Origin of the sequence: Brevibacillus sp. 1238, assembly GCF_029892995.1 — a bacterium.
GTDB lineage: Bacteria > Bacillota > Bacilli > Brevibacillales > Brevibacillaceae > Brevibacillus > Brevibacillus parabrevis.
Genome location: NZ_JARXWC010000001.1, coordinates 212,947 through 227,058, shown reverse-complemented (window position 1 = coordinate 227,058; position 14,112 = coordinate 212,947). Strand labels below are relative to the sequence as shown.

At 51.4% G+C, this 14,112-nt stretch carries 12 protein-coding genes; 3 read left to right on the top strand and 9 right to left on the bottom strand.

The window, feature by feature from the left end; genetic code table 11:
* Position 1: 1 nt before the first annotated feature.
* From M2298_RS01035 to citZ, 4 genes are all read right to left on the bottom strand, one after another.
* Positions 2-697 (bottom strand): response regulator transcription factor, encoded by a 696-nt coding sequence (locus M2298_RS01035; protein ID WP_280648105.1) that lies wholly within the window; start codon positions 695-697, stop codon positions 2-4.
* Between the two features lie 263 nt (positions 698-960).
* A complete protein-coding gene (gene mdh / locus M2298_RS01030) occupies positions 961-1,899 on the bottom strand; it encodes a malate dehydrogenase (protein WP_122962915.1) in 939 nt (312 codons plus the stop codon).
* Positions 1,900-1,953: 54 nt separating this feature from the next.
* Entirely contained in the window at positions 1,954-3,237 is a 1,284-nt protein-coding gene (gene icd, locus M2298_RS01025) for an NADP-dependent isocitrate dehydrogenase (protein WP_122962914.1), read from the bottom strand.
* Positions 3,238-3,387: 150 nt separating this feature from the next.
* Positions 3,388-4,500, bottom strand: coding sequence for a citrate synthase (gene citZ, locus M2298_RS01020; protein WP_063229179.1), 1,113 nt, complete (start codon positions 4,498-4,500; stop codon positions 3,388-3,390).
* Between the two features lie 369 nt (positions 4,501-4,869).
* Between citZ and ytvI the strand changes: the two genes are divergently transcribed.
* Positions 4,870-6,000 (top strand): sporulation integral membrane protein YtvI, encoded by a 1,131-nt coding sequence (ytvI, locus tag M2298_RS01015; RefSeq protein ID WP_122962913.1) that lies wholly within the window; start codon positions 4,870-4,872, stop codon positions 5,998-6,000.
* Positions 6,001-6,088: 88 nt separating this feature from the next.
* Here ytvI and M2298_RS01010 read toward each other — a convergent pair whose 3' ends face one another.
* Both M2298_RS01010 and M2298_RS01005 read right to left on the bottom strand, forming a co-directional pair.
* Positions 6,089-6,484, bottom strand: coding sequence for an FxsA family protein (locus M2298_RS01010; protein WP_122962912.1), 396 nt, complete (start codon positions 6,482-6,484; stop codon positions 6,089-6,091).
* A 1-nt stretch (position 6,485) separates the two neighbouring features.
* Positions 6,486-6,917: an acyl-CoA thioesterase gene (locus M2298_RS01005; RefSeq protein ID WP_173598436.1), complete on the bottom strand. Its 432-nt coding sequence runs from the start codon at positions 6,915-6,917 to the stop codon at positions 6,486-6,488.
* A 138-nt stretch (positions 6,918-7,055) separates the two neighbouring features.
* Here M2298_RS01005 and M2298_RS01000 point away from each other — a divergent pair, with 138 nt between their 5' ends.
* The gene (locus M2298_RS01000) at positions 7,056-7,289 is read left to right on the top strand and encodes a hypothetical protein (RefSeq protein ID WP_122962910.1); all 234 of its coding nucleotides are present in this window, start codon (positions 7,056-7,058) and stop codon (positions 7,287-7,289) included.
* 11 nt (positions 7,290-7,300) lie between these two features.
* Positions 7,301-8,413 carry a GerAB/ArcD/ProY family transporter gene (locus M2298_RS00995; protein WP_122962909.1) on the top strand — a complete coding sequence of 371 codons (1,113 nt, stop codon included), beginning with the start codon at positions 7,301-7,303 and terminating at the stop codon, positions 8,411-8,413.
* 30 nt (positions 8,414-8,443) lie between these two features.
* Here M2298_RS00995 and nrdJ read toward each other — a convergent pair whose 3' ends face one another.
* From nrdJ to pfkA, 3 genes are all read right to left on the bottom strand, one after another.
* Positions 8,444-10,705, bottom strand: coding sequence for a ribonucleoside-triphosphate reductase, adenosylcobalamin-dependent (gene nrdJ / locus M2298_RS00990; RefSeq protein WP_122962908.1), 2,262 nt, complete (start codon positions 10,703-10,705; stop codon positions 8,444-8,446).
* A 410-nt stretch (positions 10,706-11,115) separates the two neighbouring features.
* Entirely contained in the window at positions 11,116-12,870 is a 1,755-nt protein-coding gene (pyk, locus tag M2298_RS00985; protein ID WP_122962907.1) for a pyruvate kinase, read from the bottom strand.
* Between the two features lie 45 nt (positions 12,871-12,915).
* The gene (gene pfkA / locus M2298_RS00980; protein WP_122962906.1) at positions 12,916-13,875 is read right to left on the bottom strand and encodes a 6-phosphofructokinase; all 960 of its coding nucleotides are present in this window, start codon (positions 13,873-13,875) and stop codon (positions 12,916-12,918) included.
* Between the last annotated feature and the right edge of the window lie 237 nt (positions 13,876-14,112).

Here is a 14,112-nt window from a genome sequence, read left to right as displayed (position 1 = left end):
GTTATCCTTCCAGTTTGTATCCCAAGCCGCGGACTGTTTTAATGTAGCGCGGATTTTTCGTGTCTTCTTCCAGTTTTTCTCTCAGGTGGCTCACATGTACGTCCACAATCCGCGAGTCGCCGATGAAATCGTAGTTCCAGACGGCATTCAGCAGTTGATCGCGCGTCAGGACACGTCCCTGGTGGCTGGCCAAGTAGTTGAGCAGCTCAAATTCTTTCGGAGTCAGCTCGATTTTGGCGTCTTTGCAAAACACTTCATATTTTTCCGGATAGATGCGGATGTCGCCAAATTGAAGCACGACGTCTTCAGGAGCAGTAGCCGTTTCCGGTGTCGATTGGATTCGTCGCAAAATGGCTTTGACGCGTGCCACTACCTCTCTCGGGCTGAATGGCTTGGTCAAGTAGTCGTCAGCCCCAAGCTCCAGGCCGAGAATCTTGTCCAGCTCGTCATCTTTTGCGGTCAGCATGAGAATCGGCGTATTGATGCGTTCCTGCCGCAATGTTTTACAGACATCCATGCCGTCCATTTTTGGCAGCATCAAGTCGAGAATGATAAAGTCAGGCTGCTCGCTTTTCACCATATCCAATGCCTGTCTGCCATCAAATGCAGTAACGACCTGAAATCCCGATTTTTCCAGATTGAATTGCAGCAGCTTCACGATAGAAGCTTCGTCATCCACTACCAAAACCTTGATCATTTTGTCCGTTTCCCCCTACCAATGCGATGCTACAGATTGAATGTTGCAGACCTTCGTCCTCTGATTTGTTTCTTCTCTCTACACTACTCAGTCTGCCAATGCTGAAACCGGAAGACAAGTAATTTTTTTGTAAAGGTGTTTAGCGACAGGCTACTCTGGGCATGAAATTTGCTTTGGACTGTAGTATTCCTCGAAATCGGCTTTGGCATGAAAAAAGACGCCCTTCACGAAGAAAGGCGTCTTTCGTATTCCGATCAGACAAACTATTTCAATACAGCCATGACATTGCGCACCGAGTCGGCCGATTTGTCGAGCGCGGCTTTTTCTTCTGCGGTGAGTTCCAGCTCGATGACTTTCTCGATTCCGTTTGCACCCAGAAGGGTCGGAACGCCGAGGTAAATATCTTGATAGCCGTACTCGCCTTGCAAAAGCGCAATGGATGGAAGGATACGTCGTTTATCCTTGATGATCGCTTCCGCCATCTGTACGAGAGCAGCAGCCGGCGCATAGTAAGCGGAGCCGTTGCCAAGCAGATTGACGATCTCGCCGCCGCCTTTGCGGGTGCGTTCGACGATGGCGTCCAGGCGGTCTTTCGGGATCAACGTTTCCAGTGGAATGCCACCCGCATACGAGTAGCGAACCAGCGGAACCATGTCGTCGCCGTGACCGCCGAGCACGAAGCCTGTCACGTCCTCAACAGAAACGTTCAGCTCCATGGCCACGAAGGTACGGAAACGCGCCGTATCCAGCACGCCGGACTGCCCGATGACACGCTCTTTCGGGAAGCCGGACGTTTTAAAGAAAGTGTAAGTCATTGCATCAACGGGGTTGGAAAGGACGAGCACGATCGAGTTGGGAGCATATGTCTTCACTTGCTCCGCAACCGACTTCATGATGCTTGCATTGGTGTTTACAAGGTCATCGCGGGACATGCCTGGCTTGCGGGCAATGCCTGCGGTGATGATCACCAGATCAGCGCCTTGAATATCCTCGTAGCTTGCAGTACCTGTAATCTGGGCGTCGAAGCCAAGCACAGGGGAAGACTCCATCATATCCAGCGCTTTCCCTTTTGTCGGGTTCTCCAATTGCGGAATGTCAACCAAAACTACGTCGCCTAATTCTTTTTGCCCCAAAATAAATGCTGTGGTTGCACCAGTGAAGCCACTACCGATAACAGCGATTTTTTTACGGTTGAATGCCATGACTTAACTCCCCTCCAAACTGTAAGTGTAAATAGTTGCCAAACTATCTCTATCTTACATGTTTTGAATCAGCGCGTCAGCAAACTCGGAGCATTTCAGTTCAGTTGCGCCATCCATCAGACGAGCGAAATCGTACGTTACTGTTTTCGCGGAGATGGTTTTTTCCATGGAGTTGATGATCAGATCAGCTGCTTCGTTCCAGCCCAAGTGACGCAACATCATTTCTCCGGACAGGATCACGGAGGATGGGTTCACTTTGTCCAGACCAGCGTATTTAGGAGCTGTACCGTGTGTTGCTTCGAAGATCGCATGACCAGTCAGGTAGTTGATGTTCGCTCCTGGAGCGATACCGATACCGCCTACTTGTGCAGCCAGAGCGTCGGAGATGTAGTCACCGTTCAGGTTGAGGGTAGCTACTACATCGTACTCAGCCGGACGAGTCAAGATTTGTTGCAGGAACGCGTCAGCAATCACGTCTTTTACGATGATTTTGCCAGCTGCTTCTGCTTCTTTTTGCGCTTTGTCAGCGTCGCCGCCTTCTGCTTTGATGCGGTCGTATTGTGCCCAAGTGAACACTTTGTCGCCGTATTCTGCTTCAGCCACTGCATAACCCCAGCTTTTGAACGCGCCTTCGGTGAACTTCATGATGTTGCCTTTGTGTACGAGGGTAACGGATTTGCGTTTGTTATCGATCGCGTAGTTGATCGCTGCGCGAACCAGACGCTCTGTACCGTCTTTAGAAACAGGCTTGATCCCGATACCGGAAGTTTCCGGGAAGCGGATTTTCTTCACGCCCATTTCGTTTTGCAGGAAGTCGATTACTTTTTTCACTTCTGGAGTGCCTTCTGCCCACTCAACACCAGCGTAGATGTCTTCTGTGTTCTCGCGGAAGATCACCATATCTGTCAATTCAGGATGTTTGACAGGGGATGGAACGCCATCGAAGTATTGAACAGGACGCACGCAAGCGTACAGATCCAGCTCTTGACGCAGCGCTACGTTGATGGAGCGGATACCGCCGCCTACTGGTGTAGTCAGAGGACCTTTGATTGCGATCAAGTATTCGCGAACAGCAGTCAGCGTATCTTCTGGCAGCCACTCGTTGTATTGGTTGAACGATTTTTCGCCTGCGAACACTTCGAACCAAGCGATTTTTTTCTCGCCGTTGTACGCTTTTTCTACTGCTGCATCCAGAACGCGAACGGAAGCGTTCCAGATGTCAGGGCCAGTACCGTCACCCTCGATGAAAGGAATGATCGGGTTGTTTGGAACGACCAGTTTGCCGTTATCTACGGTGATTTTTTCACCAGCAGTTGGTTGAGTAAGGTTTTTGAACACAAGAATCCCTCCAGTGTTGAAGATATTGGGTGATTATGAATATTTCCAGACGTAGGAGAACTACCACTTCTTGTGGTAGTTCTCAAGCTTGCACTTAGGGCTGGTCAGCATGGCTGCACACGGCCCTCCACGCTCGAAAATAGCGGGTTTTTAGCGGCGGTCAATCGGTACGTAATGTTGGTTGACCGGACCGATGTAATCCGCGCGAGGACGGATCAGACGATTGTTTTCATACTGTTCCATGATGTGTGCCGTCCAACCGGACATGCGGCTGATGGCAAAGATCGGTGTGAACAGGTCTGTTTCCAGGCCGAGAGAGATGTACACGGATGCGGAGTAGAAGTCAACGTTTGGCTTCAGTCCTTTTTCCGATGTAATCATGTTGTCGATTTTCACGGACATTTCATACAGCTCAGGACGGCCGATTTGCGCCGTCAGCTTTTGGGACATTTGCTTCAGCCATTTCGCACGCGGGTCGCCATCTTTGTAAACGCGGTGTCCGAAGCCCATGATTTTCTCTTTGTTGTCCAGCTTGCTGCGGATGTAGGATTCCACGTTGTCGAGTCCGCCGATTTCCACCAGCATTTTCGCAACCGCTTCATTGGCGCCGCCGTGCAGAGGGCCTTTGAGCGTGCCGATTGCGGACACGATACCGGAGTAGATATCTGTCAGGGTCGCAACGGTTACGCGAGCAGCAAAAGTAGAAGCATTGAACTCATGGTCTGCGTGCAGAACCAGCGCAACATCAAACGCTTTCACAGCTGTTTCTGTTGGCTCTTCGCCAGTCAGCATGTAAAGGAAGTTTTGGGCAATGGTGAAATCTGCACGAGGAGCGATTGGCTCCAATCCTTTGCGCATGCGCTCGTAAGCAGCAATCAGAGTAGGAGTTTGAGCCATCAGACGGATGGATTTGCGATAGTTGGCTTCAGGAGACATATCTTGCGCTTCTGTGTCGTAGAGCGCTAACGAAGAGACAGCTGTGCGCAACGCCGCCATTGGGTGCACGCCTTTTGGGTAATGGCGAATGCTTTCCAGCACTTCTTTTGCTACTGCTGCATTTTCACCCAATTGTTTTTTCAAAGCGTCCAGCTGATCACGCTTCGGTAACGCTCCATGCCAGAGCAAGTATACAACCTCTTCAAAAGTTGCATGTTCTGCTAACTCATCGATGTTGATCCCGCCATAGCAAAGAACCCCATCGACGATCGAACAGATCGATGATTGAGCGGCAACGACGCCTTCAAGTCCACGTGTTGTTGTCATAGAACTCCCTCTCCTTTTCCACTCAAGTAATAGTGCTTATCCAGTCCTTCGCTTGTCCTCGTGACTGATAAACGACCTCTTCTTAAAGAAATTGATAGCAGCGGTTTCTTTCATCCACCACTCTTGTCAGGAAATATATCCACGCAAATCCTTGAGCATGCCAAGGGGGAGAGGCGAGAGAAAAGAATCCACTATAAGTCGACCCAATTATAAAAGATTATTGCGATTTTGTGAATAAGATTGGCGAAAAAATGTTTCAAAGGATGAAACCCAGTTTTGTTTTTTCGCGCGCTTGCTCCATTTGTCCCGATTGCTGCATAATAGTTCCATAAGCATTTGTTGCTGTTTTTTGGCAGAAAGGAGACCTTTTTGAATCAGGAAAACTGGGTGGAGCGCGTCTTTCAGATCATTCGCTTTTTCTGGGTATGCCTGCTTGTTTATGTAGGAATCTGGCTGTTTCAGTTTGCAACACCATTACTGTACCCATTTATAATCGCTTTAGTCATTGCGCTCATGATCCACAGACCCGTCACTTTCATCACGAAAAAGTTCAAAATTCCCCGCTGGCTGTCGGTTACGATCGCCCTGCTTGTACTGATGCTTCTCGCCATCGGCCTGGCTACCCTGGTCGTAACGGAAACGGTCGTAGAGATCGGCGAACTGGCAAAACGGCTGCCGGTGTTTGCCCAAGAGCTGTCCGAGTATTTGCAGCGGACGATTTCCCAAGACTTCTTGCTCGGCATCTACAACCAGGTTCAATGGATTTACGACCAGCTTGATCCGAACTACAAGGACAAAATCAGCAACACGGTCGGCAGCGGCATCACTTCGATCACACACGCCGGACAAAATCTGATTGTCAGCTTCCTGGACGGCTTGAAAAACTTGCTCGTCTCCTTGCCGAACATGGCTACCGTCTCGGTCATCTCCATCATGGGCGCTTTCTTTATTTCAAAAGATTTCTTCCTCTGGGAATCGCGCTTCCGCCGCCTTTTGCCAAGCGGGGTCAACAATCGCCTGGATCAGATTTTTCGCGATCTGCGCGCCGCTTTGTTCGGGTTCATCAAAGCTCAGGTGACGCTTATTTCCCTGACTGCGGCAATCGTGATCATCGGACTGTTGATCATGCGCGTGGAATACGCGATTACGATCGGCCTGATTACCGGATTGGTTGATCTCCTGCCGTATCTCGGCACGGGAACCGTTTTCGTTCCCTGGATCATCTACATGTTTTTCAAAGGCAACTACACCATGGTCATCGGTCTGTCGATTTTGTACGCTGTCGTGCTCATCTTCCGCCAGATCATCGAGCCAAAGGTTGTAGCAGAGAGCGTCGGCCTCGATCCGCTGCTCACGCTGGTCGCCCTGTTCGTCGGGTTGCAGCTGTTCGGGTTCCTCGGACTGATCATCGGCCCCGTCTCCCTCGTGTTGATCAACGCCCTGGTCAAAGCCAATGTGTTCGTCGACATCTGGATGTACATCAAGGGAAAACGCATCTAAAGAAAAAACCGCTTGCGAGCTGCCTGCTGGCGCAAAGCTCGAAGCGGTTCTTTTTTTGCCATAACCTGTCTGTCTTCTACCTAGCGACTTAGCGACGGAACAAAAAGCGAATCCGTCCCGAAGAAATCAAATACCACAGCCATTGCTTCAGCAAGTGCCGCAGCATCATCCGGGTGTAGGGGATGAGAAAAATCAAACCGATCACATCCGACACAAACCCTGGGAGCAAGAGCAAAATGCCGCCAACCAAGATCAGCACACCGTCGATGATCGTCTCTGTCGGCATCTGCCCGCGAGACAGTTGGAACTGAAGCGTGCGAAACACTTGAACCCCTTGTTGCTTCGCGAGCCAAGCGCCCAACAGCCCCGTAACAATGACCAGCAAAACGGTGTTCCATCCGCCGATCAGCGAGCCTACTGTAATCAATCCCCATAGCTCCAAACCAAATCCGATCACAAACAGGATCACGAGAAAGCGCAACATGCTATTCCCCTCCTTTGTGCTGGGCATCCAGCCAAGCGTAAACTTCCGGCTCCGTTTTGGCCAGGCGTATCGGTCTAAGCTCGCTGTTCGTGAAGACGTGCATCGTCTCCCCCGACACAAGCAGCTCCTGATCCGACACGCGAATAGCTTCGTAAGCAAACGTCAGGCGAACGGCAGTCAGTTCTTTGACCCGCGTCCTGATCTCCACCATATCATCGTAACGAGCAGGCTTTTTGTACGAGATGGCGGCATCCGTAACCGGCAAAAGCACGCCTCTTTCCTCCAGCTCGCGATAGGTGAGTCCCGCTTGGCGGATCAACTCTGTTCGCCCCACCTCAAACCAGTTCAAGTAATTCGTATGGTAGACCACACCCATCTGATCGGTTTCGCCGTAGCGCACTCGCAATTGATGAGTATGAATAATTGGACTCACAAACCATCGCCCCTTTCTCTCTAAGGCTATTGTACCATAGACAAACTGCGCTTGCGGTTGACGATGGTATGGCATTTTTTCATTCGGTCAATACTCGAAGAAAAGACTGCCTAAATCAGGAAAGTAGGAAAAAAGGGAATGTGGGGAGCAGCGTTTGTTTTGGTCACAGCGGCCATCATCGCCTGGTTTGAAGTCCCGAAGCTTGTTCGAAGACGCTATCATCGGGAGCTCGTCGTGTTTTCCCTCTTGCTTCTGCTCGGCGCCATTACAGGAACGCTCAAGATATTGGACGTACCTGTCCCCAATCCGGGCGACTGGGTGAAAGTCATCTTGAGTCCCTTCGGAGAATTTTTGCAGAAACTGTTCGAATAGGAGGACGTCAGGTGCTGTCCACAGTCAAAATCTCGAATCGGCAAATGACGATCATTACTTGCCTATTCAGCATCGGCACGACGATTCTGGTCGCCCCTTCCACTCTGGCTGCGAACGCACAACAGGACGCCTGGATTTGCGCCCTCTTGGGAAATGCAGTCGGCTTGGGCCTGGCCTGGCTGTACATCTCCGTCGGCTTGTTTTATCCAAAAAACAACCTGCTGGAAATAAACGAACGGATCTTGGGCAAATGGCTCGGCTGGCTTGCTTCGTGCTTCTTTCTGTTCACCATGCTGCTCTCCTCCGCTCAGGTGCTTTTTTACATCGGCAATTTTTTAAAGACAAACATGTTCCCGGAGACGCCCATCATCGCGCTGCACATTCTTTTTTTGCTCGTCGTCATGCTCGCTGCCCACCTGGGACTGGAGACGTTTGCGCGAAGCATCGAGTTGTTTGTGCCGCTTTTGCTCTTGTTGTTTTTCTCCCTGATCTTTTTTCTTTTTCCGAGCATGGAGATCGAAAATATCCAGCCGATTCTGGAAGCGGACGGGAAAAGCCTCGTAAAAGGAACCTTGACGTTTGCCAGTATGACGTATTTGACACTTCCCACCTTGCTCGTCTTTTTTCCCGTTTGCCTCACTGATCCCCGCTCCGCGCGCAAATATTTTATTGCCGGAGGGCTGATTGCCGGTTTGAAATTATCCATGGTCATCCTGGTCAGCATTTTGGTACTGGGGCCGGATGGCTCGATCCTTTACGCCTACCCCAGCTATACGCTGGCCCAGCGGATCAGTATTGGAAATTTTTTGCAGAGGGTGGAGGCGATCGTCGCCATCCTCTGGTTCTTTACCATTTTTGTCAAACTGAGCATGTACTTTTACGCCGGATTAATCAGCATGACCCACGTGTTTCGGCTCCGCACCTACAAACCGTTGATCATCCCGACCGCTTTCGTCGTAGCCGTTTTTTCGCTGATTGTCTACCCGAACACAGCGTACATGGCAAAATGGGATGTCGATGCCTGGTTTCCCTACAGCCTGATCTTCGGACTGTTTTACCCGCTGCTCCTGCTCGTCGTCGGCCTGATCCGGGCCAAAACAAAACCAGGGAGAGACCCATCGTAACGGTCTCTCCCTGGTTGATGACTGACTGGATTAGCGAATCGGGCAAGCGCCGCCTTCGCAAGATTCTGCGGTCGACAGGTCTGCATCTGTGCCTGTCTCGTATTGCTGCAAAATAGCAGGATCGAACGGCTTCATCGACTGCTTGAGCGCTTCGTACTGCTCTTTGCTGCATTCCTCGTACGGAGCCAACTGGTAGTTTCCGCCATCGAGCTGCAAGAAAGACACGCCGACAAAATTGTCCCAGTTTGCATAGACGATCTCTTCCACTTCGTTCCATTCTTCCTTGCGAACGGTAATCGTATTAGAAGAATTGTGCTCGGTGTACTCCTTTTGGAAACGGAAGTACGTATCGAATTGGCGCTTGGCGCTCACTTCGTTTTTCGTTTCCTGCGCACCCGACGCTACCGGGAAGTCAATCACGAGCGTGCGGGCATTCGCCATGCGCTCCTCGTGCGTCTCCCCTTGTGTGCCGACCTCCGGGTGAACTGTCCAGCCGAGAGCTTGTACCGCTTTTGCCAACGGGTCTTGCGCGTTGATGCGAATGCGGCGGATGTAGTACGGCGAGTGCGACCAGTGCAAGCCGCTGGAAACCCCGCCAGCCACCTGTGACAGCGTTCCTTCCGGCTTCACTGTCGTGACCAGCAGCGGCGAATTGACGCGCAGCTCGTACGCATAGCGGTTCGCTTCGTCGCGGGCAGCATTTCCGAGCTGACGCAGCAGTTCAAGCTCCTGCTCCTCCGTATAGCCGAGAGACGCGAGCGCATCTTTCAAGCCAGTCAGCGACGTTCCTAGCAAACGGTCGCGCTGTTGCACCGTATCCCAATGTGGCAGCTCCAGTGTAACGAGCGTCATCCGCAGTCCTGCACGGGCAGATTTGCGTTGCGCATCCAAAAGTCCATCCAGATCCAAATACTTGGAGCCGTCTTCGTTCTCACGCACAAACTGAACGAGATTGACCGTAGTCAAGTTGCAAACGCCATATGAATCAAGCAAAATTTCCGCACAAGGATTCAAGCCCTCCGCATTTGGACGACGGCGATTGGCTTCTTCCAAGTTGATAAAGCCAGGCTCGCCTTCCAGTTGCATCAAGGTGAACACGAGATGCAAAAACTCTCTAGACGGTTGTTTCGTAAAGGCGATGGAGTTGTTGGACATGCGGCGGTGATCCAGGCCGAATCGTCCGTCCCCTACCTTTTCAATGCTGTCAAACCATACAGGCTTGTGCTCGCCCAAAAGTTCGCCGACGCGGCGGTGATGCGCCAACTGCTCTTCCGTCCAGAAGCCGTTGATGCCGTATTTCGCCAGCATGCACTCGTAGTCGTCGTGATCGAACAGGAAAATTTCCGCTGTGCGGCGCACGCCCCCAACTACGACGTTTGCTCCGATCAGATTGCCAATGTCGAGAATATGTACGGGGCGAATCTTGCCGTACCCTTTTTCGTCACTTTCAATCGGGGCCAGATGCTCGTCGATCTGGTTTTTCAGCACTTTGTCGATGCCTTCAAACATCTCGCGAAGCGGCTCATGTCCGCTTGCTGTACCGCCAAAACGCTTCAGTCGCTCTCCTTTTGGACGCACGCTGTTGTAGGAGATTTTCACTGTATGAATATGCTCGTAGGAACCGTCGGTCAAAATTTGCAGGTACAAGCGCAGCGACTCTACCCAGCCCTCTTTGCTGTCTCCCACGTAAATTTTGGCGAAACCGTTATCCAGCACATTCAGCTCGGAACGCTCCAGTCGCTGATGCTTGGGCAATGGGCGGTACTCGGAAGAAAGCAAGGCCACGTTGGTCCGGATCGGACCGAGTCCTGCTGCCATCGCTTTCGTGCATTTGAAGCCGACACCTGTTCCTACCAGCAGCAGGTAGAACAAATCGCCAAGGTCGTCCCACGATTTGATGTTCAGGAAAGAGCAGTTGAAGTTGGCCAGCGGGTACAAATCGGCCACGCCGTTTTCAGCTCCGCCCACCCACAGCGTCCGGCCGGACAAAAACTGACGCAGGTTGAACATGTTGTCAAACAGACCTTCCGCTTCTGCTTCCATCGCACGCTCATCCGGGTACAGGCCGATTTTTTGCAAATGTTGATACGCAAGCTTCATATTGTAATCCACCGAACGGCGGCATGTTTCTTTCCATGTTTCCCGTCTGCCTTTTTCCGGGATAAAACGAGAATAAGTCCGATAGTACACAAATTGTCCCAGAGGATTCATATGATCGGGAAAGTCTTTGTATTGTGCTAAAAATTCATCCCTCAAGAAAGCGGTGCGGGATACAGTTTCGGTCGCCAGCATAACGTTCCTCCTTCGAATAGTTCCTCTCTAGTTAACTATCTTTATGGGAAAAACTCAATAGTTTTATCTATATCTTGTACGCAATAAAATTCGACAACACTATATGTTGTGTTTTGCTTAAAAATAGTTCTTGACATCGCTCATCCTGCAACGGGAAGCGATTTTCGGTGTTTTCGCTCCTTGCAAACAGGCCATTACAGTGAAAACTCAACACTTTCCCGGCGCTTGCTCAGACGAACACCTGATCGATTTTATCAGATTCCCTCCCCGTTTGCACCACCTAAAAAACACCGTATTCTGGAAAATGCTATCAGCGAAAATCGCGTTGCCACCAGTCTGCCCAATGCAAAAAGGGGTGACAAGATGCCACCCCCAAAAAGTGCTTTTGCTATAAAAATGAGTCTGATGACCTACAGAACCCGCGTCTGCCCTGAATAAATATGCCCACGCTCGGAGTCAACCGTAACGATTTGGCCTTCCTTCAGCAAGTCGGTGGCAAACTGCACGCCTACGATCACTGGGACGCCCAAATTGAGCCCGACGATCGCTGCATGGGATGTCAGCCCGCCCTCTTCGCAAATGACCGCTCCTGCCTTGCTGAACGCTTCAATCATGTCCGAGTCCGTTCCGATCGTCACCAGGATCACGCCGTCTTCTACTTTTTGCAGCGCTTCTTCTGCCGAACGGGCGATGACGACTTTGCTCGTCACGACTTTGCGACCGATGCCTTGGCCTTTTGCCACGACATCGCCGATCACGTGAATCTTCATGAGGTTGGTTGTCCCTACTTCACGCACAGGCACACCCGCGGTAATGACTACGAGGTCGCCGTGACGCACGAAGCCTGCGTCGATTGCTTCCTGGACAGACATCTCCAGCATCTCATCGGTTGTGTTTGCCAGCACGCCTTTGACCGGATATACGCCGTTTACGAGCGCCAGTCGGCGAATGACAGCTTCGTGCGGTGTGACCGCTACGATGGGAGCTTTCGGACGGAATTTGGATACCATGCGCGCTGTATGTCCGCTCTCTGTCGCCGTAATGATCGCTGTCGCATCGAGATCGAGCGCTGCATTGGAGACAGCCTGGCTAATCGCATCGGTAATCGTCACTTGCTTGAGCTGCGCTTGCGCATACAAAATCTCACGGTAGTTAAGCTCTTGCTCTGCTCGTACCGCGATGCGGTCCATCGTTTCGACCGATTCTACCGGATATTTGCCCGCAGCCGTCTCACCGGACAGCATGATCGCGTCTGTGCCGTCAAAAATCGCATTGGCTACGTCGCTTGCTTCTGCGCGAGTAGGACGAGGGTTGCGCTGCATGGAATCGAGCATTTGCGTCGCCGTGATGACAGGTTTGGCCAGCTCGTTGCATTTTTTGATCAGCTTTTTCTGGACGAGCGGCACTTCCTCAGCAGGTATTTCCACGCCGAGGTCGCCACGCGCTACCATGATGCCGTCTGTTACGACGAGGATTTCATCGACATTGTCGACGCCTTCCTGGTTTTCGATCTTCGCGATGATGTCAATGCGCACGTTGTGGCGCTCCAAAATCTGGCGGATTTCGAGAATGTCGCTCGCCTTGCGGACAAAAGAAGCCGCAATGAAATCGACTTGCTGCGCAATCCCGAACTCGATATCTTGTGCGTCCTTTTCCGTAATTCCCGGCAAATTGATTTTGACGCCTGGCACGTTGACGCCTTTTTTGCTTTTCAGCGTTCCGCCGTTTTTGATTTGGCAAACGATCTCGTTGCCTTGCACTTCCAGAACCGTCAGCCCGATCAGGCCGTCATCAATCAAAATCGTGTCGCCCGGATTGACATCCTGAGGCAGTTCCGAATAAGTGATCGAAACTTTCTCTGCCGTTCCTGCCAGTTCTTCTGTCGTCAAAATCAGCGTCTTGCCTTCTTCCAGCTCGACCGAATCTGTAGCAAGCGTGCCTGTGCGAATTTCCGGCCCTTTTGTATCCAAAAGAATCGCCACCGGCTTGCCTGTCTCTTCGGACGCACGACGAATGTTCACGATCCGCGCTGCGTGCTCTTCATGGCTTCCGTGGGAAAAGTTCAGACGGGCTACGTTCATCCCCGCATGAATCAGCTTTTTCAACGTTTCAACGGACTCACTCGCCGGTCCGATTGTACACACGATTTTTGCTTTCCTTAACATAGGAATTATGCCTCCTCTATACACTGCTACCCAGGCTTTGCCTGATCAAATAGACAGTGTGCGCGCCAGTTGATATACGGATAAATCCAGTTGGTGTTTCTGGGACAATGCTTCATTGAAATCGACGTCGACGATTGTGTTGTTCTGGATGCCAACCATCCGGTCTTTTTTGCCTTCCAGGAGCAAGTCGACTGCGGCTGCTCCCATCCGGCTCGCCAGCATGCGGTCCATCGCGGTAGGTGAGCCTCCGCGCTGAATGTGCCCAAGCACGGTCACACGCGTCTCCCAGCCTGTTTCCTTGGTGATGGCTTCCGCGTACGAAGCAGCGCTGCCTACGCCTTCCGCCACTATAATGATGGAATGCTTTTTGCCACGGCGCTGTCCGGCATGCAGGCGTTCTATAATATCGCTCATGTCTTGGGATTCTTCCGGGATGATAATCGACTCGGCCCCAGCAGCAAGTCCTGCCCACAGTGCCAAATCGCCTGCGTCCCGGCCCATTACTTCGATAATGTAGGTGCGCTCATGAGAAGTTGCCGTGTCGCGAATTTTATCGATCGCTTCCACAATCGTATTCAGAGCGGTATCGAACCCAATCGTAAAATCGGTGCACGGAATGTCGTTATCAATCGTTCCCGGCACGCCGATGGTCGGGAAGCCTTTTTCCGTCAGCTTCTGTGCGCCGCGGAACGACCCGTCTCCACCGATGACGATCAGCCCTTCAATCCCGAATTTGCGCAGCTGCTCCACTGCTTTTTGCTGCCCTTCCTCTGTTCTGAAGGCTTGGCTGCGGGCAGAGTAAAGGATGGTTCCTCCTCGCTGGATAATGTCCCCAACGGAGCCCAGTGTCATTTCCTGGATATCGCCATTCATCAGACCTTCGTAGCCGTGATACACCCCGTACATTTGCACTCCGTGGTAAGCAGCACGACGAACTGCCGCACGCACCGCGGCGTTCATGCCGGGCGAATCTCCTCCGCTGGTCAGAACCGCAAGCTTTTGCATGGAATCCACCTCTCCAATCCATTTCGTCTTTAGCATGTCATGAAACGGAAACAGTATGTACCATAACGACTATGAAACATGCTGTATTACTCCATTTCGTATATCTGTTATACACAGAACAGAAATGTGCCATACTTTTTGAAAGCTCTGATAACTCGCTTGTTCGAAATCGATTGTAGCAGATTTTCCGTGCCAAAAAAAGATAAGAAAACTTGGCTGTGCCATGATTTTATTGCG

Excerpts from the sequence above, each read along its gene's own strand:
- M2298_RS01035 (WP_280648105.1), bottom strand. The coding sequence starts at position 697 with ATGATCAAGGTTTTGGTAGTGGATGACGAAGCTTCTATCGTGAAGCTG.
- mdh (WP_122962915.1), bottom strand. The coding sequence starts at position 1,899 with ATGGCATTCAACCGTAAAAAAATCGCTGTTATCGGTAGTGGCTTCACT.
- citZ (WP_063229179.1), bottom strand. The coding sequence starts at position 4,500 with ATGACAACAACACGTGGACTTGAAGGCGTCGTTGCCGCTCAATCATCG.
- M2298_RS01010 (WP_122962912.1), bottom strand. The coding sequence starts at position 6,484 with ATGTTGCGCTTTCTCGTGATCCTGTTTGTGATCGGATTTGGTTTGGAG.
- M2298_RS01000 (WP_122962910.1), top strand. The coding sequence starts at position 7,056 with ATGTGGGGAGCAGCGTTTGTTTTGGTCACAGCGGCCATCATCGCCTGG.
- nrdJ (WP_122962908.1), bottom strand. The coding sequence starts at position 10,705 with ATGCTGGCGACCGAAACTGTATCCCGCACCGCTTTCTTGAGGGATGAA.
- pyk (WP_122962907.1), bottom strand. The coding sequence starts at position 12,870 with ATGTTAAGGAAAGCAAAAATCGTGTGTACAATCGGACCGGCGAGTGAG.
- pfkA (WP_122962906.1), bottom strand. The coding sequence starts at position 13,875 with ATGCAAAAGCTTGCGGTTCTGACCAGCGGAGGAGATTCGCCCGGCATG.